18 protein-coding genes and 1 pseudogene are annotated in these 22,149 nt (G+C 58.6%); 7 read left to right on the forward strand and 12 right to left on the reverse strand.

Translation table 11 applies throughout. The features are described 5' to 3' along the window. Positions 1 to 7 precede the first annotated feature (7 nt). Both gyrA and J3353_RS05620 read left to right on the forward strand, forming a co-directional pair. The gene (gene gyrA, locus J3353_RS05615; protein ID WP_005929111.1) at positions 8 to 2,572 is read left to right on the forward strand and encodes a DNA gyrase subunit A; all 2,565 of its coding nucleotides are present in this window, start codon (positions 8 to 10) and stop codon (positions 2,570 to 2,572) included. Between the two features lie 317 nt (positions 2,573 to 2,889). Continuing rightward, positions 2,890 to 3,474 carry a manganese efflux pump gene (locus J3353_RS05620; protein ID WP_156074230.1) on the forward strand — a complete coding sequence of 195 codons (585 nt, stop codon included), beginning with the start codon at positions 2,890 to 2,892 and terminating at the stop codon, positions 3,472 to 3,474. A gap of 83 nt (positions 3,475 to 3,557) precedes the next feature. On the opposite strand, the gene J3353_RS05625 is transcribed toward J3353_RS05620, so the two are convergent. The 3 genes from J3353_RS05625 to J3353_RS05635 form a co-directional block, all read right to left on the reverse strand. Beyond that, on the reverse strand, positions 3,558 to 4,238 hold the full coding sequence (locus J3353_RS05625; RefSeq protein ID WP_207684362.1) for a GntR family transcriptional regulator: 681 nt from the start codon (positions 4,236 to 4,238) through the stop codon (positions 3,558 to 3,560). 197 nt (positions 4,239 to 4,435) lie between these two features. Then, positions 4,436 to 5,140 (reverse strand): RluA family pseudouridine synthase, encoded by a 705-nt coding sequence (locus tag J3353_RS05630; protein WP_207684363.1) that lies wholly within the window; start codon positions 5,138 to 5,140, stop codon positions 4,436 to 4,438. Beyond that, positions 5,137 to 5,688, reverse strand: coding sequence for an NUDIX domain-containing protein (locus tag J3353_RS05635; protein ID WP_117505979.1), 552 nt, complete (start codon positions 5,686 to 5,688; stop codon positions 5,137 to 5,139). The genes J3353_RS05630 and J3353_RS05635 overlap by 4 nt, the downstream gene beginning before the upstream one ends. Before the next feature lie 345 nt (positions 5,689 to 6,033). Between J3353_RS05635 and nifJ the strand changes: the two genes are divergently transcribed. Next, complete coding sequence (gene nifJ, locus J3353_RS05640) at positions 6,034 to 9,579, forward strand: pyruvate:ferredoxin (flavodoxin) oxidoreductase (RefSeq protein ID WP_207684364.1); 3,546 nt, start codon at positions 6,034 to 6,036, stop codon at positions 9,577 to 9,579. A 466-nt stretch (positions 9,580 to 10,045) separates the two neighbouring features. Here the strand turns inward: nifJ and J3353_RS05645 are convergent, their stop codons facing one another. After that, on the reverse strand, positions 10,046 to 10,333 hold the full coding sequence (locus J3353_RS05645) for a helix-turn-helix transcriptional regulator (protein ID WP_207684365.1): 288 nt from the start codon (positions 10,331 to 10,333) through the stop codon (positions 10,046 to 10,048). Beyond that, a pseudogene (locus tag J3353_RS05650) lies at positions 10,330 to 10,746 on the reverse strand (type II toxin-antitoxin system RelE/ParE family toxin). The gene J3353_RS05645 and the pseudogene J3353_RS05650 overlap by 4 nt, the downstream one beginning before the upstream one ends. 555 nt (positions 10,747 to 11,301) lie before the next feature. On the opposite strand from J3353_RS05650, the gene mgtE reads away from it, so the two are divergent. The 3 genes from mgtE to J3353_RS05665 all read left to right on the forward strand — a co-directional run bounded on the left by mgtE (position 11,302) and on the right by J3353_RS05665 (position 15,070). After that, on the forward strand, positions 11,302 to 12,873 hold the full coding sequence (gene mgtE, locus J3353_RS05655; protein ID WP_117476640.1) for a magnesium transporter: 1,572 nt from the start codon (positions 11,302 to 11,304) through the stop codon (positions 12,871 to 12,873). Positions 12,874 to 13,469: 596 nt separating this feature from the next. Then, positions 13,470 to 14,108 (forward strand): rhomboid family intramembrane serine protease, encoded by a 639-nt coding sequence (locus tag J3353_RS05660; protein ID WP_097769884.1) that lies wholly within the window; start codon positions 13,470 to 13,472, stop codon positions 14,106 to 14,108. Then, positions 14,105 to 15,070 carry a hypothetical protein gene (locus tag J3353_RS05665; RefSeq protein WP_207684366.1) on the forward strand — a complete coding sequence of 322 codons (966 nt, stop codon included), beginning with the start codon at positions 14,105 to 14,107 and terminating at the stop codon, positions 15,068 to 15,070. The genes J3353_RS05660 and J3353_RS05665 overlap by 4 nt, the downstream gene beginning before the upstream one ends. Positions 15,071 to 15,220: 150 nt before the next feature. Here J3353_RS05665 and J3353_RS05670 read toward each other — a convergent pair whose 3' ends face one another. Next, a complete protein-coding gene (locus tag J3353_RS05670; protein ID WP_207684367.1) occupies positions 15,221 to 16,510 on the reverse strand; it encodes a D-alanyl-D-alanine carboxypeptidase family protein in 1,290 nt (429 codons plus the stop codon). 105 nt (positions 16,511 to 16,615) lie between these two features. Here J3353_RS05670 and J3353_RS05675 point away from each other — a divergent pair, with 105 nt between their 5' ends. Next, complete coding sequence (locus tag J3353_RS05675) at positions 16,616 to 17,152, forward strand: gamma carbonic anhydrase family protein (protein WP_207684368.1); 537 nt, start codon at positions 16,616 to 16,618, stop codon at positions 17,150 to 17,152. Positions 17,153 to 17,423: 271 nt separating this feature from the next. On the opposite strand, the gene J3353_RS05680 is transcribed toward J3353_RS05675, so the two are convergent. The 6 genes from J3353_RS05680 to J3353_RS05705 form a co-directional block, all read right to left on the reverse strand. Continuing rightward, positions 17,424 to 18,191 carry a biotin--[acetyl-CoA-carboxylase] ligase gene (locus J3353_RS05680; RefSeq protein WP_207684369.1) on the reverse strand — a complete coding sequence of 256 codons (768 nt, stop codon included), beginning with the start codon at positions 18,189 to 18,191 and terminating at the stop codon, positions 17,424 to 17,426. Continuing rightward, entirely contained in the window at positions 18,188 to 18,676 is a 489-nt protein-coding gene (locus tag J3353_RS05685) for a YfcE family phosphodiesterase (RefSeq protein WP_207684370.1), read from the reverse strand. Before J3353_RS05685 ends, J3353_RS05680 begins: the two co-directional genes overlap by 4 nt. Positions 18,677 to 18,778: 102 nt before the next feature. Continuing rightward, positions 18,779 to 19,618, reverse strand: coding sequence for a 16S rRNA (cytidine(1402)-2'-O)-methyltransferase (rsmI, locus tag J3353_RS05690; protein ID WP_207684371.1), 840 nt, complete (start codon positions 19,616 to 19,618; stop codon positions 18,779 to 18,781). Positions 19,619 to 19,756: 138 nt separating this feature from the next. Further along, a complete protein-coding gene (locus tag J3353_RS05695) occupies positions 19,757 to 20,431 on the reverse strand; it encodes a tRNA1(Val) (adenine(37)-N6)-methyltransferase (RefSeq protein ID WP_207684372.1) in 675 nt (224 codons plus the stop codon). 134 nt (positions 20,432 to 20,565) lie between these two features. Continuing rightward, a complete protein-coding gene (locus J3353_RS05700; RefSeq protein ID WP_005929040.1) occupies positions 20,566 to 20,736 on the reverse strand; it encodes a DUF362 domain-containing protein in 171 nt (56 codons plus the stop codon). A gap of 290 nt (positions 20,737 to 21,026) precedes the next feature. Continuing rightward, positions 21,027 to 21,965: a stage 0 sporulation family protein gene (locus J3353_RS05705; protein WP_035393233.1), complete on the reverse strand. Its 939-nt coding sequence runs from the start codon at positions 21,963 to 21,965 to the stop codon at positions 21,027 to 21,029. Between the last annotated feature and the right edge of the window lie 184 nt (positions 21,966 to 22,149).

The following is a 22,149-nucleotide window of genomic DNA, read 5'->3' on the forward strand; positions in this document are numbered from 1 at the left end:
GGAAACAATGGAAGAAGATTATGTGATGATACCGGGCAGCGGTACCAAGAAGATCATCCGCGATGTCAAGAAGGAGATCGAGACCGCGTTCCTGGACTACTCCATGTCAGTCATCGTGTCCCGTGCCCTGCCCGATGTGCGGGACGGCCTGAAGCCTGTCCACCGCCGCATCCTGTACACCATGCACGAGCGCGGCAACGACCCCAGCCATGCATACCGCAAATCCGCCGACACCGTCGGTGCGGTGCTGGGTTCCTACCACCCCCACGGCGACGCATCCGTTTACGATGCCATGGTCCGTCTGGCACAGGATTTCTCCCTGCGCTACCCGCTGGTGGATGGTCAGGGTAACTTTGGTTCTGTGGATGGCGACCCCCCGGCTGCTTACCGTTACACCGAGGCCCGCATGAGCCGCATGGCCGTGGAGATGCTGACCGATATCGACAAGGATACCATCGACTGGGACCCCAACTTTGATGAGACCAAGAAGGAGCCCAGCGTTCTGCCCTGCCGTTTCCCGAACCTGCTGGTCAACGGCAGTCAGGGCATCGCCGTTGGTATGGCCACCAACATTCCGCCCCACAACCTGAGTGAGGTCATTGACGGCTGTGTGGCCTATATCGAGGACCCGGACATCGACCTGCCCGGCCTGATGGAACACATCAAGGGCCCCGATTTCCCCACCGCCGGCATCATCATGGGCCGCAGCGGCATCCGTGCTGCCTATGCCACCGGCCGCGGCAAGATCACCCTGCGCGGCCGCGCCACCATTGAGGAAAAGAAGAATGGCCGCGCCCAGATCATCGTGACCGAGATCCCCTACATGGTCAACAAGGCACGCCTCATTGAGAACATTGCCGACCTGGTCAAGGAAAAGCGGATCGAGGGCATCAGTGACCTGAACGATGAGACCAACCGCAAGGGTATGCGCATCGTGATCGATGTGCGCAAGGATGCCAACCCCCAGGTCGTCCTGAATCAGCTGTACCAGTACACCCAGCTGCAGGATACCGTGGGTGTCATCATGCTGGCCATCGACCACAAGGTGCCCAAGGTGATGACCCTGAAGCAGATGATCCAGAAGTATGTCGAGTTCCAGGACGAGGTGGTGCGCCGCCGCACCCAGTATGACCTGAAAAAGGCCCGGGAACGCGCCCATATTCTGGAAGGCCTGAAGAAGGCCACCGACATTGTGGATGAGCTGATCGCCACCATCCGTGCCTGCAAGGGCGGCATGAGCGAGGCCAAGGCTGCCATCATGGAGCAGTTCGGCTTTGATGACCCGCAGGCAGATGCCATCGTCAAGCTGCAGCTGGGCCGTCTGGCTGGTCTGGAGATCCTGAAGATCGAGGAAGAGCTGGGCTCCCTGAACGCCAAGATCCGGGATTGGGAAGAGATCCTGGCCGATGATGCCCGCGTGCTCGAGATCGTCAAGAGTGAGCTGCTGGAAATGAAGCGCCGCTTTGGCGATGACCGCCGCACCGAGATCGAGACCGTGACCGGCGAGGTGGATATCGAGGATCTGATCGCTGAGGAGCAGTGCGTTTATACCCTGACCGAGGCCGGTTATATCAAGCGCCAGCTCAAGGCCACTTATCAGGCCCAGAAGCGCGGCGGCCGCGGCATCTCCGGTATGACCCGCAAGGAAGAGGATATCGTGCAGGAAATGTTCGTGGGCTCCACCCATGATTATGTTCTGTTCGTTACCGATAAGGGCCGCCTGTTCCGCATCAAGGGCTACACCATCGCCGAGGGCAGCCGCACCAGCAAGGGCACCAACATCGTGAACCTGCTGCAGCTGGCCGAGGGCGAAAAGGTCACCAACATGCTCTGCCAGAGCAAGGATACGGCCAATGAGGGCGGTTTCGTGACCATGGTCACAAAGCAGGGCCTCATCAAGCGCACCCCGCTGGAGCAGTACGCCAACATCCGCAAGAGCGGCCTGATCGGCATTGCCCTGAACGAGGGGGATGCACTGGCCTGGACAAGACTGACCTCCGGTCACGATATGCTCATCGTTGCCACCCGCAACGGTCAGGCCATCCGCTTCAATGAGGAGGATGCCCGTCCCATGGGCCGCAGCGGCCACGGCGTGCGCGCCATCAAGCTGGCCGAGGGCGACGAGGTCGTGGGTGTCTGCATCTGCCGTGAGAACGCCACCATCCTGACCGTGACTGAGAACGGCAAGGGCCGCCGGTCCGACATCGACACCTACCGCATCACCGCCCGCGGCGGCAAGGGCATCCGCAACTACGATGCCTCCAAGGACAAGGTCGCCGCGGTCAAGATCGTGGACGATGTGGATGACGTGCTGCTGAGCAGCCAGGAGGGCATCATCATCCGCCTGCACGCCAATGAGATCCCGGTGCAGAGCCGTTACGGCTCCGGTGTCCGTGTCATGCGTCTGGGCGAGAATGATAAGGTCATGGTCCTGGCCCGTACCGACCACGACGATGAAGCCCAGACTGAGACGGTAGAGGCTGAGGAGGGCGATGAGCCCACCGCAGAGCAGCTGGCTGCCATGGAAGCTGCCGATGAGGCATCTGCCTCCGAGGCACCGGCTGAGGATTGAGCCTCTCCTGCCAGATAAAATAAAAGAGTTAGCCTGGACTTCTATCAGAAAATATGATAGACTAACGAAACGATCACAAAATCCCATGGGGGAGTAGCAGGCGCTGTTTGCAGACGGCGCAGCAAGTCAACACAATGACAGCACTGCTGTCTGGCTTGCTTTCATTTGCGAGACTCATGTGTTATGGTGCGGAGTACCACGCCCAACACATGGAGTTCATTTGTAAAAAATGACCCGAGACCGGACGTGCACGCGCCGATCTCGGGTTTTGTTTTTGCCGCACCGTAATTTTGGTCAGATTCAGGAGGCATTCAGTTATGGAATGGAGTTTTTTGTTTTTTCTCAACAGTGCACTGCTGGGCGTGGGCCTTGCTATGGATGCGTTTTCGGTCTCAATGGCAAACGGTCTGCATGATCCCGGCATGTCCCGAAAGAGGATGTGCATCATTGCGGGCACCTTTGGCGTGTTTCAGGCCGTGATGCCCATGACAGGCTGGGTCTGCGTCCATACCATCGTGGAGATGTTCTCCTCCTTTGAAACATTCATTCCCTGGATCGCCCTTGCCCTGCTGGGCTATATCGGCGGCAAGATGCTGATCGAGGGCATCCGGGGCGAGGAAACCGAGGAAGCCGCCGCGCTGAGTGCCGGTGCCCTCTTTATGCAGGGCGTGGCCACCAGCATCGATGCCCTCTCGGTGGGCTTTACCATTGCGGAGTATGGCTGGCTGATGGCGCTGGCAGCTTCCGGCATCATTGCCGTCGTCACCTTCTTCCTCTGTATGGCGGGCCTGCACATCGGCAAAGAGTTCGGCACCAGGCTCTCCGGCAAGGCCTCTGTGCTGGGCGGTATCATCCTCATCGGCATTGGGCTGGAGATCTTCATCTCCGGGGTGTTCTTCTGAAAAAACGGGCAAAGAAAACCGGCACAGCGTCAGGCAGGCGCTGTGCCGGTTTTGTTCCCCGTGGAACATTTTTAAGGGGAGCATTATTTTTCCGGCTCAAAGTAGTCGGCATATTCCCCGGTGAGCCTGGAGCCAAGCCGCCGGATGCCGCCGTAGAGGTGGCGCTCCACCAGCGGCTCAAAGGCGGCAAGATCACACCGCTCAATGGCGGCGATGATGTTCTGGTGGTCGGCAATCACCTCGTCCAGCCCGCCGCTGGTCATGGTGTCCAGCATCCGGAAGCGGCTGTAATCGGCGTGGGCGTTCTGTAAAGTGCGCCAGAGATACATTTTTCCCATGGCGGCAAACCATGTCTCGTGGAGCAGGCGGTCTGCCTCATAGAGCTTGTTGTAGTCGATCTCTTCGGCACGGGCCAGCGCGGCGTAGGCATCGGCCCGCCGCCGGATGAGCGCCCGCTGCTCCGGTGTGCACTTGGGCGAGAAGTCCCGCAGGACGCGGGCTTCCACGGCGGTGCGCTCGTAGATGAGCTCATCCACGATCTCCCGGTTCAGCCGGGTCACAGTGGTACCCTTGTAGGGCACGATCTTCACCAGCCCGTTCTCCTGCAGCCGCTGCAGCACCACCCGGATCATGGAACGCGGTGCCCCGAAGCGTGCGCAGAGGGGGTTCTCGCTCAGCGAACTGCCCGGCCGCAGGGTCAGGTCGATGATCTCCCGCTCCAGTACCGCGTAAATTTCAGCGTCGGTCTTGTATTGCTGTTCCATATCACTCACCTAGTTGAAATGATTATTCCTTTAGCGGGCTCGCCCTCTCAGTCATCGCTACGCGATGCCAGCTCCCCCAAAGTGGGAGCCCTTGGCAGTCCACGCAAACTTCATCTTTTTGCCAAGGCCTCTCCCTTTGGGAGAGGTGTCACCGCAGGTGACGGAGAGGGCGAGGATGTTGACCATGTGCAACAGCCTTATTCCAAAAACTCCTTCCACGGTGCGGCGGCGGGCAGGGGCAGAGAAAAGGCCATGGGCTTGCCGGTCTCCGGGTGGACGAACTGCAGCCCTGCGCTCTGCAGGGCAATGTCCCCTTTGAACCGGCTGCCATATTTGCCGTCTCCGTAAAGCGGGTGCTTCCGGGAGGCAAACTGCACCCGGATCTGATGTGTCCGCCCGGTGTGGAGCGTGATCTCCGCAAGGCTCAGGGAACCGTCCGGTGCCGTCTCTACGATGCGGTATTCCAGCACGGCTTCCCGCACCCCCTTGCGGGGGCGCTTTACCGGAAAGACCCGGCCTTTCCGGCTGTCCTTGAACAGGTAGTCCCGCAGGATGCCCTCGGGCGGCAGCCCTTCGTCCGGTCCGCCTGCGATCACGGCCCGGTACGTTTTGCGAAAGCAGGGCTGTGCCGGTGCACCGGGGCCAGCCTCTGCCCTGCCATCCAGAATGGCATAGGCCTGCTGGCTCTCCGTCACCTGCTTTGTCAAGGCAGCTGCGGCTCCGGGTGTTCTGGCATAGACCATCAGCCCCGAAACGCCGGTGTCCAGCCGGTGGATGACCCCAACGTATGCATCCGGCCTGCCCCACCGCTGGCGCAGGGCAGCGGGCACGCCCTCCTCGCTGGTCAGCCCGGCGGGCTTGTCCAGCACCACAAGGGCGGTATCTTCGTAGAGAATGTTCACAGCTTGCCCTCGTCCAGCAGGGCCTTGAGCTTGAGCACGCCTGCAATGGTCTTGCCGTCCTTGATCTCGCCGCGCATCACCATCTCATAGGCCTGGGTCAGCGGTACCCGGTCAGGGGTCAGGAACTCGTCCGCATCCAGATGCATCCGGGTCTCGTGCAGACCGGTGGCCACCCAGGTGTAGATGATCTCGGTATCATAGCCCACAGTGGGGTAGAACTCGCCCAGGGAGGTGTACTTGTCGGCGGTCAGGCCGCACTCCTCCTCCAGCTCCCGCTTGGCGGCTTCAAAGGGGTCCTCCCCTTTTTCCAGCTTTCCGGCGGGCAGCTCCCACAGCTCCTGCTGCATGGCGTAGCGGAACTGGCGCACCATGCAGATGGTGCCGTCCTCAAAGTAGGGCACGATGCAGGCCCCGCCGTGGTGGTGGACCACCTCGCGGGTGGCGGTCTTTCCATTTTCCAAAAGGGCGGTATCTTTGGTCAGGGTGACCACCCGGCCCTCGAACAGCACCTCACTTGTGAGCATCTTTTCAAAATGTGCAGCGTCCATCGTATTTGCGTCCTTTCCAGATGATAATGATGCTGGTTCAAGTTTACGGCAACAAAGCGCCGGTTGTCAATTCAAAATTGAGGATAAATTAAGAAAAATACAGCAAAAAAGCCGGATTCTTAATAATCTGTCAGGTTAGATGCAACAAAAAACACAAGCGTAAAAAAGCACCAAAAAATTTCTTGAAATTTTGTTGCGTTTTGCCAGTGGGTTTGCATTTACTTTGAGGGCGGAATTTGCTAATATAATATATGAGCAATAGTGCCTTTTGGGGTTCTCCGGCCCCAGCGGGGCGCGATTGCCCCGCGCAAAAGGTACCAAATTCTGAACAATGGAGGAAGAAAAATGCCTAGAGCAAAGCAAACCATGGATGGCAATACCGCTGCCGCTCATGTAGCATACGCCTACACGGACGTGGCTGCTATCTACCCCATTACCCCGTCTTCTCCGATGGCTGACTCTGTGGACCAGTGGTCCGCAGCTGGTCAGAAGAACATCTTCGGCAACCAGGTCAAGGTCGTCGAGATGGAGTCTGAGGCCGGCGCTGCCGGCGCTGTGCACGGCTCTCTGGGTGCAGGTGCTGTTACCACCACCTTCACCGCTTCTCAGGGCCTGCTGCTGATGATCCCCAACATGTACAAGATCGCTGCTGAGCAGCTGCCCTGCGTGTTCGATGTTTCTGCACGTACCGTTGCTACCCAGTCCCTGAACATCTTCGGTGATCACAGCGACGTTATGGCATGCCGCCAGACCGGCTTCGCAATGCTGGTCGAGAGCAGCGTGCAGGAAGTTATGGATCTGTCCCCTGTTGCCCATCTGGCAGCAATCGAGGGCCGGGTTCCCTTCCTGAACTTCTTCGATGGCTTCCGTACTTCTCACGAGTACCAGAAGATCGAGAAGTGGGACTACGCTGATCTGAAGGAAATGTGCAACATGAAGGCTGTTGAGGAGTTCCGTGCCAAGGCTCTGAACCCCGAGCACCCCAAGATGCGCGGTTCCCACGAGAACGGCGACGTGTTCTTCCAGCACCGTGAGGCCTGCAACTCCGCTTACGACGCACTGCCCGCAGTGGTCGAGAAGTACATGGCCAAGATCAACGAGAAGCTGGGCACCAACTATGATCTGTTCAACTACTACGGCGCACCCGATGCTGACCGTGTCATGATCGCTATGGGCTCTGTCTGCGACGTTGCTGACGAAGTCATCGATTACCTGAACGCCAAGGGCGAGAAGGTCGGTATCGTCAAGGTCCGCCTGTACCGTCCCTGGGTGTCCTCCGCTCTGCTGAAGGTCCTGCCCAAGACTGCAAAGAAGGTTGCAGTTCTGGATCGTACCAAGGAGCCCGGCTCCCTGGGCGAGCCCCTGTACCTGGATGTTGCTGCTACCCTGCGTGAGGCCGGCATGAACGATGTTGTCCTGACCGGCGGCCGTTACGGCCTGGGCAGCAAGGACACTCCCCCGTCCTCCATCTTCGCTCTGTTCAAGGAGCTGGAGAAGGATCAGCCCAAGGAGCGCTTCACTCTGGGCATCACCGATGATGTCACCGGTCTGTCCCTGCCCGAGGTCAAGCCCGCTCCCATCACCGCAGCTGCTGGCACCAAGGAGTGCAAGTTCTGGGGTCTGGGCGGCGACGGTACTGTCGGCGCAAACAAGAACTCCGTCAAGATCATCGGCGACCACACTGATAAGTATGTTCAGGCATACTTCCAGTATGACTCCAAGAAGCCCGGCGGCGTGACCATCAGCCACCTGCGTTTCGGCGACAAGCCCATCCGCAGCCCCTACTACATCAACCAGGCTGACTTCGTGGCTTGCCACAACCCCGCTTACATCCACATGGGCATGAAGATGGTCCAGGATGTCAAGCCCGGCGGCGTGTTCATGATCAACTGCCAGTGGACCGATGAGGAGCTGGGCCAGCACCTGAACGCTGAGGCCAAGAAGTACATTGCTGACAACAACATTCAGCTGTACACCATCAACGCCATCGATAAGGCTATCGAGATCGGTATGGGCAAGCGCACCAATACCATCCTGCAGTCCGCTTTCTTCAAGCTGGCTGACGTTATGCCCATCGAGGACGCTGTCAACTTCATGAAGCAGGCAGCTCAGAAGAGCTACGGCAAGAAGGGCCAGGACGTTGTTGAGATGAACTGGAAGGCCATCGATGCTGGTGTTGACGCGATCCACAAGGTCGACGTTCCCGCTTCCTGGTCCAACCCCGAGGCTGATCCCGCTCCCAAGGCTCTCACCGGCCGTCCGGAGCTGGTCAAGCAGATCCGTGATGTCATGGAGCCCATCGCTCGTATGGACGGCGACAGCCTGCCCGTTTCCGCTTTCGTTGCAAATGCAAACGGCGAGTGGGAGCAGGGCGCATCTGCATACGAGAAGCGCGGCACCGCTGTGAACGTTCCCGAGTGGGATGCTTCCAAGTGCGTCGGCTGCAACCAGTGTGCATTCGTCTGCTCTCATGCTACCATCCGTCCCTTCCAGCTGACCGCTGACGAGCTGGCAGCTGCTCCTGCTCAGACCAAGAGCCGTGACAACCGCCCCGCAAACGAGTACAAGTTTGTGATGGCTGTTTCTCCTCTGGACTGCATGGGCTGCGGCGAGTGCGTCACCGTCTGCCCCACCAAGGCAATTGCTATGGTTCCTCAGGAGAGCCAGGCCGATCAGCAGGCAGTCTTCGACTACTGCGTCGCCAACATCTCCAAGAAGCCCAGCAAGTTTGCTGATGACACCGTTATTGGTTCTCAGTTCAACCAGCCCCTGCTGGAGTTCTCTGGCTCCTGCGCAGGCTGTGCCGAGACCTCTTACGCTCGCCTGATCACTCAGCTGTTCGGCGAGAAGATGTACATCTCCAACGCTACCGGCTGCTCCTCTATCTGGGGCGGTACCGCTTCCATCTCTCCGTACACCGTCAACAAGGACAGCGGCCATGGTCCTGCATGGTGCAACTCCCTGTTCGAGGATAACGCTGAGCATGGTCTGGGCCTGTACCTCGGCCAGAAGACCGTTCGTGAGAACCTGATCAAGCGCATTGCTGAGGTTGCTGGTTCTGACAAGGCTTCCGCTGAGCTGAAGGCTGCCTTCGACAAGTTCATGGAGACCAAGAACAACACCAAGGCAAACGACGAACCCGCCAAGGCTCTGATCGCTGAGCTGGAGAAGGCTGCTGCCGCTGGCTGCACCGAGTCCGCTGAGATCCTGAAGAGCAAGGAGTTCATCGCCAAGAAGTCCGTCTGGATCTTCGGTGGTGACGGCTGGGCATACGACATCGGCTTCGGCGGCCTGGATCACGTCCTGGCTTCCGGCGAGGATGTCAACGTCATGGTCTTCGATACTGAGATGTACTCCAACACCGGTGGACAGGCATCCAAGGCTTCCAACATTGGTGAGGTCTGCCAGTTCGCTGCTGCTGGTAAGGAGATCAGCAAGAAGAGCCTGTCCGAGATCGCAATGACCTACGGTTACATCTATGTTGCTCAGATCGCTCTGGGCGCTAACATGAACCAGGCTGTCAAGGCAATCGCTGAGGCTGAGGCTTATCCCGGCCCCTCTCTGATCATCGGCTACGCTCCCTGCGAGCTGCACGGTGTGAAGGGCGGCATGACCAACTGCCAGAACGAGATGAAGAAGGCAGTTGAGGCTGGTTACTGGAACCTGTTCACCTTCAACCCCGCCAACAAGGCTCAGGGCAAGAACCCCTTCACCCTGACCTCCAAGGCTGTGGATGCCGAGAAGTATCAGGCACTGCTGGCAAACGAGACCCGTTACAGCCGCCTGACCCGTGCATTCCCCGAGCGTGCAAAGGCTCTGTTCGCACGCAACGAGCAGGTTGCAAACGATCGTTACGAGCACCTGACCCGTCTGGTCGAGCTGTACAAGTAATCCTGTTTTCTGAACAATGGCTGGCAATGGCCGCAGCGGCACCCTAGTCCGCAAGGCGGCTGCTCCGCACTGGCGATTACTGCGCAACGCAGCAGTGCGAAACTGCGGCCCCGCCGCCCTGAACAGAGCATGATGAACGTGCAAACGAGCATTTGTGCAAACTTCTGATTTCATTCCCTCGCCCGCCGCGGCCCGCGAACCGCGCCGGGCAGGGTGTTTGAAATACCAAAGCGCCCGCGAGGGTCCTTGAAAGCACACCCCGCGTGTGTCAGGAGCATAAGGTCTGGCAACAGATACCTTGTTCCGCCTGCTGCATAAGACCTGCCCTGCAGGGATCTTGCCGCAGTCAAAAACGAATCCGTTTTTAGCGCCCCGCTCACTTTATAGTGAACGGGGCGTATTTTTGTGTAAGGAAACAGAAACCGCTGTACGGAATGTTCCATACAGCGGTTCTCTCATCCATATACTATTTTGCGGGAGCAGGAATGAATTCAATTTTGACCTGCATTCCCATACCGGCGGCAAGGCGTTGCAGCGTCCGCAGAGAAGGATTTGCGTTGCCGTTTTCCAGCTTGCTGATGTCTGCCTGAGCAATGCCGGTACGCTCCGAGAGCTCCTTCTGGGTCAGGCCGCTTACCTTCCGGGCATCGATCATTGCCTGTACCAGCGAAAGCTCTGGCTGAAGTGCCTCCCACTCCGCTTTGAATTCAGGGTCTTTCAGTTGTTTGTTGAGAAAATTCCGAAAGTCACTCACGATATCTTCTCCTTTCGTTCAAGATAGTCTGCACGATATTTTTTGGCCAGGGCAATTTCCTCTGGTGGTGTTTTTTGCGTTTTCTTGATAAAGCCGTTGGTCAGAACAATACGCTTTCCAATGTAAAAGAAATACAAAACACGTGCGATATTGCTGCTCTACTTGGCACGGATCTCAAAAATTCCGTCCCCAATAAACTTGGAGTAGGGCTCCCGCAGCTGCGGTCCGTTGGCTTCCAGCAGTGCGACAGCACCCAATACCTTTGCACGCATTTTGGTGTCAAGGGATTCCAGAAAATCATCTACCGGACAGTCGCCATTCTCCTTATGGTAGAAGTCTACATCGTAACATTCCAAGCGGCAGCCCTCCTCTATGGGATATATCCTATTTCTATAATATATGATATATCCCATTTTGTCAAGAGTGCGATAAAAATATCTTCTCGCTATTTTACAATTTCTTCATAGGATTTTCATGCAAACCCGTGCTTTTGGTGCTATACTACTGACATAAGGAACCGGGGCCGCAACCGATTCCTTGTACATGATTCCTCCTCACACCAAGGCAATATCCAAACAGAAAGCCCCTTTCAGTGGTCCGCAAGCACTGGAAGGGGCTTTCTGCGTGTTTTGGTGGAAATTCCCGCCTGATTCGGTGCATTTAGGGTTGACCGGCCTTTTGGCCGGCGCTATAATAAAAAGTGGAAAAGATCCTTAGGAGGTGAACGCAGGACAATGGACCCGGATCATAGTCGAAGATGCGGTTTTGGTGCGATAGGACGGGACATGGAGCAGGCTGCGTTCGCCTTTTTTGCCCGGTAAGAGGTGCTGTTCGGGCACTTCTCAGCGGGGAGAAAGGGCGCGGCTTTGTGCGCGTGGAAGCCCTGGCAAGGGGTGGATGCGGGCCGTTGGCGGCGCTTTTTGTTTTGCCCTGTACCAACCGCCGGAATACGGTAGGAGGTACGCAAAATGGAAATGGAAGAAAAGAAAAACGAACTGACCGAGGCCGCCCTGCCTGTGCAGGAGCTGCCCGCTGATATCCCGGACGAGGTGCGCCAGAAGCTGGTCAGAGATCTGAACGAGGAAGCTACAGAGGACCTGAAGCAGGACATCCGGGAGGCCGAGAAAGAGGAAGCCCGGGACGAGGAGGTCAAGGCTGACCCCGAGATGCTGACCAAGAGCCGCCTGCTCAAGATGCTGGTAAAAAAGCAGTACGTCAAGCTGCGCGAGGTCACCGAGGAGGAGCAGCCCGCCGACCTGGCAGAGCTGCTGGAGGAGCTGGACGAGAACAACCGTCTGGTGGTGTTCCGCCTGCTGAAAAAGGAAGTGGCCACTGAGGCCTTCGCCTATATGTCCGATGAAGCCCGGGATGACCTGGTCAACGCCTTCTCCGACGTGGAGCTGGTCAGCGCCATTGAGGAGATGAGCCTGGACGATGCTGCCGACCTGCTGGAGGATATGCCCGCAGGCGTGGTCAAGCGGGTGCTGGAGAAATCCTCCAAGCAGACCCGCGAGAGCCTGAACAAGCTGCTGAATTACCCCGAGAGCTCGGCCGGCAGCTTGATGACCCCTGAATATGTCCGGCTGAAAAAAGAGATGAATGTCCGGCAGGCGCTGGATGCCATCCGGCGGCAGGGCGAGAACGCCGAGACCGTCTATATCAACTATGTTGTGGAGCGCAACCGCCTGAAGGGTGTTGTTTCTGCCCGTGACCTGCTGCTGGCAGACCCCGATACCCCGCTGGTCGATATCATGGACGACAACGTGGTCACCGTGAAGGTCACGGATGACCAGGAGTTTGTGGCCCGTGAGATGCAACGCTACGACTTTACCGCAATGCCCGTTGTGGACAACGAGGGTATGTTTGTGGGCATTATCACCATTGACGATGCAATCGATGTTCTGACCGATGAGAGCACCGAGGATATGCAGAAGATGGCCGCCATTCTGCCTGCAGATGAGGCCACGACTTATTTTGGCACCAGTGTCTGGACCCACGCCAAGCAGCGCATCCCCTGGCTGCTGATCCTGATGCTGTCGGCCACCTTTACCGGTATGGTCACCACCCATTACGAGGAAGCCTTTGTGAGCCTGCCCCTGCTGGTCTCCTTTATGCCCATGCTGATGGATACCGCCGGCAACTGCGGCAACCAGATCAGCACCCTGATGGTGCGCGGTCTGGCGCTGGGAGAGGTGGAACCCGCCGATTTCCTCAAGGTGCTGGCCAAGGAACTCCGCGTTTCTGCGATCGTGGGTGCGGTGCTGGGCGTGGTGAACGGTCTGCGCATCTACCTGATGTACACCTTCATCTTTGCCGGTCAGTATGACAATGTGATGGGTTACGCCATCGTCGTCAGCGTGTCGCTGTTCTTCAGCGTTATCCTGGCAAAGCTGGTGGGCGGTATGCTGCCCCTTGCCGCCAAGAAGCTGGGTGCGGACCCGGCCATCATGGCGACCCCCTTCATCACCACCATCGTGGATGCCTGCAGCTTGATCTTGTACTTCCAGATCGCGCAGATCGTGTTCCGGAATATGATGTAACGTTTGATTTTATAGGAGCAACCCTTTCAGTCAAAGCCTGACGGCTTTGCCTGAGAGGGCTGTTTCTTTTTGTTGAAAACTCAAGTTTTCCCGCTGTTTTCCACAGGTCGATTTTTGTAGAAAACGGGTGTGGAAAACTACCGCCTCTTTCATTCCAACGGGGAGAAATTCAATGAGCGGATTTTTGCCCGCTGTAAAAAGTAAATTTTCGGGTTTGACTTTCTTTCAGAAAAAAGGTGCAAATGCCCATAATTCCCCTGATTTTCGCAAAGATCCGCGCGGTACAATACACCATGTATAAACTGCTTCACAGGAAAATGTGGAAAACTCAGTGGAAAAAGTGGAAAACATCGTGGGAAAACCGGGACTTTTTTCACAATTCCGGTGGAAAACCCGGTGGAAAGAGTGGATAAGTCCATCTGAATACACCAAAAGTGGATACAACCTGCTGTTTTAGCACTCGGATGAACAGACAGCCAGAGCCCTTTGTTCACACCCTTCGCCTTGAATGGCCCTGCCAATCATGGTACAATGAAAAAAGAGAGCGTTCCCGGCCAACGGGACGCAAATTTTACGAATAACGGAGGCTTCTGCCTATGAACTGGATCACCAAGCTGGAACGGAAATACGGCCGGTTCTGCATTCCCAACCTCATCAACATCCTCATCGGCGGCCAGATCCTGGTCTACGCCATTGAACTGTTCGTCAACCAGTATATTTCCTTTTATCTCTCCCTGAGCCGCAGTGCCCTGTTCGCCGGGCAGATCTGGCGGCTGTTCACCTTTGTTCTGGTGCCTTTTTCGGGCGGCGGGCCGCTCAGCGTGGTGCTGGGCATCTATTTTACCTGGTTCGTCGGCAGTGCGCTGGAACGGGAGTGGGGCGATTTCCGCTTCAACCTCTACGTCCTGCTGGGGATGGCAGGCGCGTGGCTGGCCTGCCTGCTGACAGGTTCTGCCGATACCTACTGTCTGTCCCTCTCCCTTCTGCTGGCCTTTGCCATGCTTTACCCGGAGCTGCAGGTGCTGCTCTTCTTCGTCATCCCCCTCAAGGTGAAGTATTTCGGCATCTTTGCCGCCGCCCTGTGGGTGTTCAGCTTCCTGAGTATGGGGATGCTGGGCAAGCTGAACTATCTGCTCTGTATGCTGGGCTTCCTTCTGTTCTTCGGGCCGCAGGCCTGGCATAACATCCGCGCCTGGGTGCGCCGGGAGCAGTGGAAGAGGAAAAATCGGAGATGATGATTGATCGTCTGGAAGGCAATTCGGAATTAAAGACCAGCGTCCGGCTGATGCTGGGGGGCCGCCGCATGACCCACAGTGTTCTGCTGGTGGGCGAAGAGGGGCTGGGAACCGGGTTTGCGGCCCGCTGCGTGGCGGCGGATTACCTTTACCCCAACGGCGGCGCGCCCGCCGAAGCCCTGCTCCGGGGCGAGTGCTGCCGTGCCGTGGCAAAGGCCGGTAAGCGCGACAGCGGCCAGATCGAGACCGGCATCGTCCGGGAAGCCATCTCCGTGACCGGTATGGGCAGCGGCGGGCGGTATCTGGTCGGTCAGGTCACGGCCATGCGCAGCGAGATCTTCAACACCAGCCTTTCGGCAGAGGGGCGCGCTGTGCTGCTTTACCATGTGGAGCGGATGAACGAGGAATCGGCCAACGCCCTGCTGAAGGTCATGGAGGAGCCGCCCGAGGGCGTGCTTTTTCTGTTGACGGCGGATTCGCTGGCGGGCGTTCTGCCCACCATCCGGAGCCGCTGTATCAGCTTTGCAGTGGCTCCCGTTTCCCCCGCCGATTGCGCCCGCTACTGCACCGCACAGGGGGTGGACAGCAAGGATGCCGTCCTGTACAGTGAGCTGTTCGATGGCCACATCGGCACAGTGCTGGATGCGGCCCGGGATGCGGCCCGCCGGGCGCAGGTGGACAAGGCGCTTGCCCTTGCCAAAGCAGCGGCCGCGCAGGACAGCTATGCCGCCGCCGTTCTGCTGGCGGCCTACGAAAAGGATAAGGTGGGTGCCGCCGCTCTGCTGGCCGATTTCCGGGCCGTAGCGGCCGCAGGGCTGCGCGGCAGCCCCCGTGCCCCGGTGCAGGGCGATGCCGCCCGCAAGGCCCTTGCAGCCGCCGATGCGGCGATCCAGCGGCTGGGTGCACAGGTGAACCCCAAGATCACCTTGAGCGTGCTGGCTGCAAAGTTCAGAGCACTATAAAAAGAAACAACCCTCTCCGTCATTGCTTCGCAATGCCACCTCTCCCGAAGGGCGAGGCTATGCTGCCTTTATCCAAGGTCCGCAATAGGCTCCCCCTTTGGGGGAGCTGGCAAAGCCGTCAGGCTTTGACGGAGAGGGTTGAACTAAAAATCAGCGTCTCCGTGCTTTTCTGCGCCGGCCCAGATTCAGCGAGCCGCCCCCGGCAACAAGGGTGAAGAAGCTGAGAACAGCCAGAAGAACGATGAGAGCCGCCATCAGGAGAAGTGTGGACTGAAGGTCGGTGCGAAAGTCGGAGACATATTCCTGATGGGTCACAAGGTCTACCGTGCCCACCTCATAGCCGTCCAGATAAACGGTGGCCGTGCCAAGGACAGCTCCGTCCTTGACGGTGGCGGAGATGTTCTCCTGAAGGTCGTAGGTGAAGGTCACCTTGTCGTCTGCATGGCCGTAGCCGCTGACCGGCGCGGCAGCGTAAAGCTCCACTTCCTCATAGGCGCGGCACTTCTTCAGGGGGGCGGTGGTCAGCGGGGTCTCGGTGTCCACCAGCTCCCGGTCAGAAAAGCTTGCAAAGGCCCAGTCCAGGATCTCGGAGGCCTCCCTGTAAATGTTGTCAAGGTCGGAGCCCAGCACCACCAGCCCGTAGGTGTGGCCATCCTTCTGGGCAAAGGTCACATAGCACCGGCCCGCCAGGGTGGTAAAACCGGTCTTCATGCCCCGGATGTAATCCCGGTAGTAGGGGTACTCCGGGTTGAGCATCAGGTTGGTGGAGGTGATGGTGCGCTCGTTCTGGTGCAGATTGGTGGCAGGCAGAGTATAGCTCAAGGTGTTTGCCACCTGCATATAGGTCTCGTTCTCGGCGCAGGCCTTGGCGATCAGGGCCAGATCGTGGGCCGAGGAGACGTTGCCGTAATCATACAGGCCGTGCACACAGGTAAAGCTGGTGCTGGTGCAGCCCAGCTCTTTGGCACGCTGGTTCATCCGGGCCACAAAGGCGGTCAGGTCGCCGTCCGAAACATCACTGGCGATCACGCTGGCCGCGTCGTTGGCGCTGGCCACCAGCAGGCCGTACAGCAGGTCGATGCGGCGCACCGTTTCACCGATGCGCAGGTTGATGGTGCTGCCGTTGGCGTTCTGAATATCCTTGAACTCCTGGGTCAGGCTGGCGGGGATGGTGATCTCCGCATTCATGTCCTTGCCGCTTTCCAGAAACAGCAGGGCTGTCATCATCTTGGTCAGGCTGGCAATGTAGCGCTGCTGGTCTGCGTTCTGCTCCAGAATGGGCTTGTCGATGTCCGCATTGAACAGATAGACCGACTCGCCCTCGTTCACGGTCTGGATGGGCATTTCGTATGCGGCCAGACCGGGCAGGACAAGGGTCAGGGCCAGCGCTGCCGTCAGCAGCAGGGCCGCCGCCCGGCGGAAGAGAGTAGAGTTCTGCATAAGCGTATCCTCCAACGGAAGCTCCCGGCTTCCCTGAATCAAAAACTAAAACACTATATAAAAGAATACCATAAATGACGGAAAAGAGAAAGGTGGTTTTTCACAATGTTGTTGCCTTTTGGTGGAAAAGTCCCCCGGGACGAGGGGGCGGTGTTCGTGGCACCCAACGCTACGGTGCTGGGTGATGTGGTGCTGGGGCCGGGATCCTCGGTCTGGTATGGTGCGGTTCTGCGCGGTGACGACGGTACCCTGACCCTGGGCGAGAACACCAATGTGCAGGATAATGCGGTGCTCCACTGTGACCCGGGCGGGGCGGTCACGCTGGGCAAAAACGTGACCGTGGGCCACTGTGCCCTTGTCCACGGGTGCACCGTGGGAGACGGTTCCCTGATCGGGATGCACGCTACCCTGCTCAACCACTGTGTTGTGGGCAAAAACTGCATCATCGGGGCCGGTGCGCTGGTGCCGGAAGGCAAGATCATCCCGGACGATTCCCTTGTGGTGGGGGTTCCGGGGAAGATCATCAAGCAGGTCAGCCCCGAACAGGCAGCTGCCAACCTTGCCAATGCCGCCCACTATGTAGGGGAGGGCCGCCGTCATGCCGCAGCCCTGCGGAAAGAGGAAAAAGGTGAAAACGAGTGAGCGAAATAATTTCGTGCGAAGCTTAACAGAATTTTCACAAGATTTCACAAGAAAGTAATGACTTTTGCGCCGAAATCGGGTATACTATGAGCACAAGGGAGTGGGGCCGCAACCGTCTCCCTTGCACATGATTCCTCCTCACACCAAAGCAATACCCCAAAACAAAAGTCCCCTCCGGTGTACCGCAAGCGCCGGAGGGGACTTTTGTTTGTCTGAAACAGCGCCCCCGGCGGAGCGATCCTCTGCCGGGGGCGCTGTGTTATATCAAGTTTCAAAGGGAACCGTAGATGCCGCTCACGGAGACCTCGCCGGTGAACACGTGCTCCTCGCCGCTGTCGGTGCGGACAACAAGACGGCCCTCCTCGTCTACATCCACGGCCTCGCCTGCTCCCTGCCCGCCGTCCGGCAGGTCAAAGGTCACCCGCCGCCCGATGTTGACACAGGCGGCCTTGTACTCCTCCCGGAAAGGTGCAAAGCCATCCCGCGCAAAGGTGTACAGGGGCCGATCAAAGCCGAAATCCGTCAGGGCCTCGGCCAGCCAGCCGGGATCCTGCTCCAGATCGATCGCGGCACCCTGCAGGGCCAGCGAGGTGCCATGGGGCAGGTCGGCGGCATCAAAATAACTCTGCGGCTGGGCCAGGTTGATGCCAATGCCGCACAGGATGCCCCGGCCCTGCTGCTGGTAGCCGTAGCAGACACTTTCGCACAGGATGCCCACGATCTTTTTGCCGTTCAGCAGCAGGTCGTTGGGCCACTTGATCTGGCAGTCCACGCCGTAGCGCAGGGCCAGCTGTCTGCGCACGGCAAGGCTGGCCAGCAGGGGCAGGGTGGCGGGCTGCGCCAGCGGCTCCCGGATGGCGACTGTGTAGTACAGCGCCTTGCCCTCGGCGTTGACCCAGGTGCGGCCCAGGCGGCCCCGCCCGGCGGTCTGGTTGGTGGTGTATACCGCGCCCACCGGGCCGAACTCTTCAAAATGCTCTTTCATATACGCGTTGGTGCTGCCGCATTCGGGCAGATAACGCACCTCATTGATGCTCATTGCTGCGGTACCTCTTTGTGTGCAAAGCTGGTGATCCTGCCCTTGTCCAACAGCATCACGCCGTAGGTGTTGGGGCCGGTGTAGCAGCGGCCGCAGGAACCCGGGTTGAACAGGAACACGCCGTTTTTCTGGAGGGCGATGGGTTTGTGGGTGTGGCCGAACAATGCCACCTCAGCGCCGCGGGCGGCGGCGGCATCCGCCAGCGTGTCCAGATCGTATTTTACACCGTACATGTGACCATGAGTATAGAAAACGACCACCTGATCGAAGGCGGCCAGCCCGTCCAGCGGCTCCAACGCGCCAAAATCGCAGTTGCCGGCCACGGCGTAGACCTTCATTTTGGGGTGCAGGGTCAGCGCCTCTTCCAGGTCGCGCAGGCCATCTCCCAAAAAGACAACGGCATTTGCATCGCTTTCTGCGTGCAGGATGCGCTCCACTGCACTGGCGCTGTTGTGGCTGTCGCTCAGGATCAAAAGTTTCGTCACGGGACTACGTCCTCCTTATTTATACGTATGAAACCTCTCAGTCGCCTTCGGCGACAGCTCCCCTGTCAGGAGAGGGGGCAATGCGAAGCATGGACAGAGAGGTCAGTCTGCCTGCAAAGCAAGCAACTGCTTGTACACTTCACTCTTGGAATACGGCGTGCCCTGCGCGGCGGCCTTGGCGGCGGCAGAGGCCGCATAGCCGTTCCGGGTCAGTTCCAGCGCCCGCTGGGCGGCCTGCTCCAGGGTCAGTTCTTCTTCGGCTTCGGCGGCGGGCGCACCGGCCATCACCAGAACATACTCGCCGCGGGGGTCATTCTCGGCATAATGGGTCTGGGCCTCGCCCAGCGTCGTTTTCCAGATCTCCTCGTGGAGCTTGGTCAGCTCCCGGCAGAGGGTGATGCTCCGCTCGGGGCCGAAGGCGGCGGTCAGGTCGTCCAGCGTGGTGCGCAGTTTGTGGGGCGCTTCGTAGAAGATGACCGTCCGCTTTTCCCCCTGCAGCTCGGCCAGCCGCTCCCGCTTCTGCTTTTTGTTCACAGGCAGAAACCCCTCGAACACCCAGCGGGAGGTGTCCTGACCGGAGACGGCCAGCGCCGTCACACAGGCGGAGGCTGCCGGAACGGGCACCACCTTGATGCCCCGGGCCAGCGCGTCCCGCACGATCACCTCGCCCGGGTCCGAGACACAGGGCATTCCGGCATCGCTGCACAGGGCGCAGTTCTCGCCTGCCTCAATGCGGCGCAGGATCCCCTCGCCCCTCTGCAGGGCGTGCTCGTAGTAGCTCACCATCGGCTTTTTCAGCCCCAGAAAGTTGAGCAGCTTCATGGTCACGCGGGTATCCTCTGCGGCAATAAAATCTGCCGCGCCAAAGGTGGCTGCCACACGGGGCGGCATGTCATCCAGGTTGCCGATGGGTGTGGCAACGATATAAAGAGTACCTGCCATAGTATCCTCCCATTTGATTTGTACAAAACCTCTCCGTCATCCCTACGGGATGCCACCTCTCCTGATAGGAGAGGCAAGCACATTTGGCTCTCCTACTAGGAGCCGCAACCCGTACTTGACGCGCAGCGTTTGAGAGGTTCAGCGTCCATACATTGCCGCGCCTGCCGAGATGAGTACATCCGACTCGACCCGCAGCCCTGTTTTTCGGTTCTTCTGTGCTTCCACCAGAAACAGCCAGGGGGCGGCATCCGGCCGGTTCTTCACAAAGGCCAGCCGCTTGGGCTCCAGCCGGTTGACCCGCAGGACCGCCAGCACCTCGGCCAGCCGCTCGGGCCGGTGGCAGAGCGAGAGCCGCCCGCCATCCTTCAGCAGCCGGAACGCGCATTTGCAGACATCGTCCAGCGCGCAGTCCGTCTCGTGGCGGGCGGTGGCCCGGGCCCTGTCGGCGGCCTGCTCCCCTGCCGTGAAATAGGGCGGGTTGCAGGCGCACAGGTCGTAGCTGCCCTCGCCCTCCCGGAAGGAGCGCAGGTCGGCGCAGACGGGCGTGATGTGCTCAATGCCCTGTTCGGTGCAGGCGGCGGCCAGCAGCGCGCTGGCTTCGGGCTGCAGCTCCAGCCCCAGGCAGGGGCCGCGGTGGCCCCGGTCGTGCCATTCCAGGCTCACGATGCCGCAGCCAGAGCACAGGTCGGCGGCGCGCCAGGCCCGCTTTGGCTCCGAAAACCGGGCCAGCAGCAACGCGTCTGAGCCAAAGCGGTGCACGGCTGAACAATAGACTCTTGTTCTATTATACAAAATCTCGGTGGAATGTTCCATATACAGCACCTAAAATCCACTGCCAAAATATCGGGCGGAAAAATCGGGGAAAATTGTGCATGAAAGAAAAGCAGCAGACCCGCTTTTGACAGGTCTGCTGCTTTTGATGCGTTTTTTCAGTGTTCGCCGTGAAATTATTCAGCAGCGATAGCACCGGTGGGGCAAGCACCCTCGCAAGCGCCGCAATCGATGCAAGCGTCTGCATTCACAACTGCAACACCATTCTCAATGGTGACAGCACCAACGGGGCAAGCGCCCTCGCAAGCGCCGCAGCCAACACATGCGTCAGAAACCTTGTGTGCCATAATAAAACTCTCCTTTTATCACCCGTGCACTAGCTTTAAGAAGAAGTCTGCCCTCGCACGGTGCCAGCAGGCTTCCCCGGAATTCATCCTTGTCTGCATTCTAACAAAGTGGAAAAGAAAAGGCAAGACTAACCGTGTGCCATAAAAGCCCAAAGTTTTATTTTTGTGGGGTTGCACAAAAGCAAGGCCTAACTTTGCGGGAAAATTAAGAGAGTTTTTTGGCGAAAATCACGAAGAAAGGTTAGTTTTATGATACTAACTGCCGTGATATCCCACTATTTTTCTGGGAATTATTTCTCTTTTTTGGGGCATTTGCCGCAGCCCACATTGCCCTTTTCATCGGCGGCTGCCACCACCGGGGCGGGGTTGCGCACACCGGAATAATCGTCGTCCGGGTCGGGGCGGCGGGGTGCCCGTTTGCCGCCGCTGATATACTCACACACGCCAACCTTATAGTAGCGCGGGGTCAGGGCTTCGGTGCCGCAGCGCACCCGCAGGTAGCCGGAGATGGGGTTCACTTCCAGCACGGTGCCCAGACCATCCGGGGTGCGCACAGTGCTGCCCACCATGGGCATGATGCTGTTCAGGTATTCGTAGGCGTTTTCCTCGTAGGAAAGGCAGCACATCAACCGGCCGCAGGCACCGCTGATCTTGGTGGGATTCAGGGAAAGGCCCTGCTCTTTGGCCATCTTGATGGAAACGGGCTGGAAATCCTTGAGGAAGCGGCTGCAACAGAAAGGCTGGCCGCAGATGCCCAGGCCGCCGATCATCTTGCTCTCGTCGCGCACGCCGATCTGGCGCAGCTCGATGCGGGTGTGGAAGATGCCGGCCAGATCCTTGACCAGTTCGCGGAAGTCCACCCGGCCGTCGGCGGTGAAGTAGAACATGATCTTGGAGCGGTCAAGGGTGTACTCGGCCTCCACCAGCTTCATTTCCAGGCCGTGGCGGGCAATGCACTCCTGGCAGGTGTGGTAGGCGCGCTTCTCATCCTCGCGGTTCTGGCGCATCCGGCGCACATCCACGCTGTCGGCCATCCGGGTGATGGGCTTGAGCGCCTTGGAAACGGCGCTGTCGGCGATCTCTTTCACGCCCTGCACCACCTCGCCGCACTCAATGCCGCGGGCGGTCTCCACGATCACGTATTCGCCGGTTTTGATGTCGGCCCCGGCAGGATCGAAATAATAGCTTTTGCCGTTTTCCTTGAAACGGACAGAGATGACTTTTTTCATACTGTTCCTCACAGGGGAAACTCCCCTATCTCGTAAAAAGGCCCGCAGAAGGGCCTATAGATCCATTCTGAGGATTATTATAGCATAAACGTTGAAAATTGAACAGCCCTCTCAGGCTCACTTCGTTCGCCAGCCCAGGTTGTGGCTCCCAGCAGCTGCTTCGTGCAATTGCACTCGCACCTTG

It is taken from the genome of Faecalibacterium sp. Marseille-Q4137, from assembly GCF_017377535.1.
GTDB lineage: Bacteria > Bacillota > Clostridia > Oscillospirales > Ruminococcaceae > Faecalibacterium > Faecalibacterium duncaniae.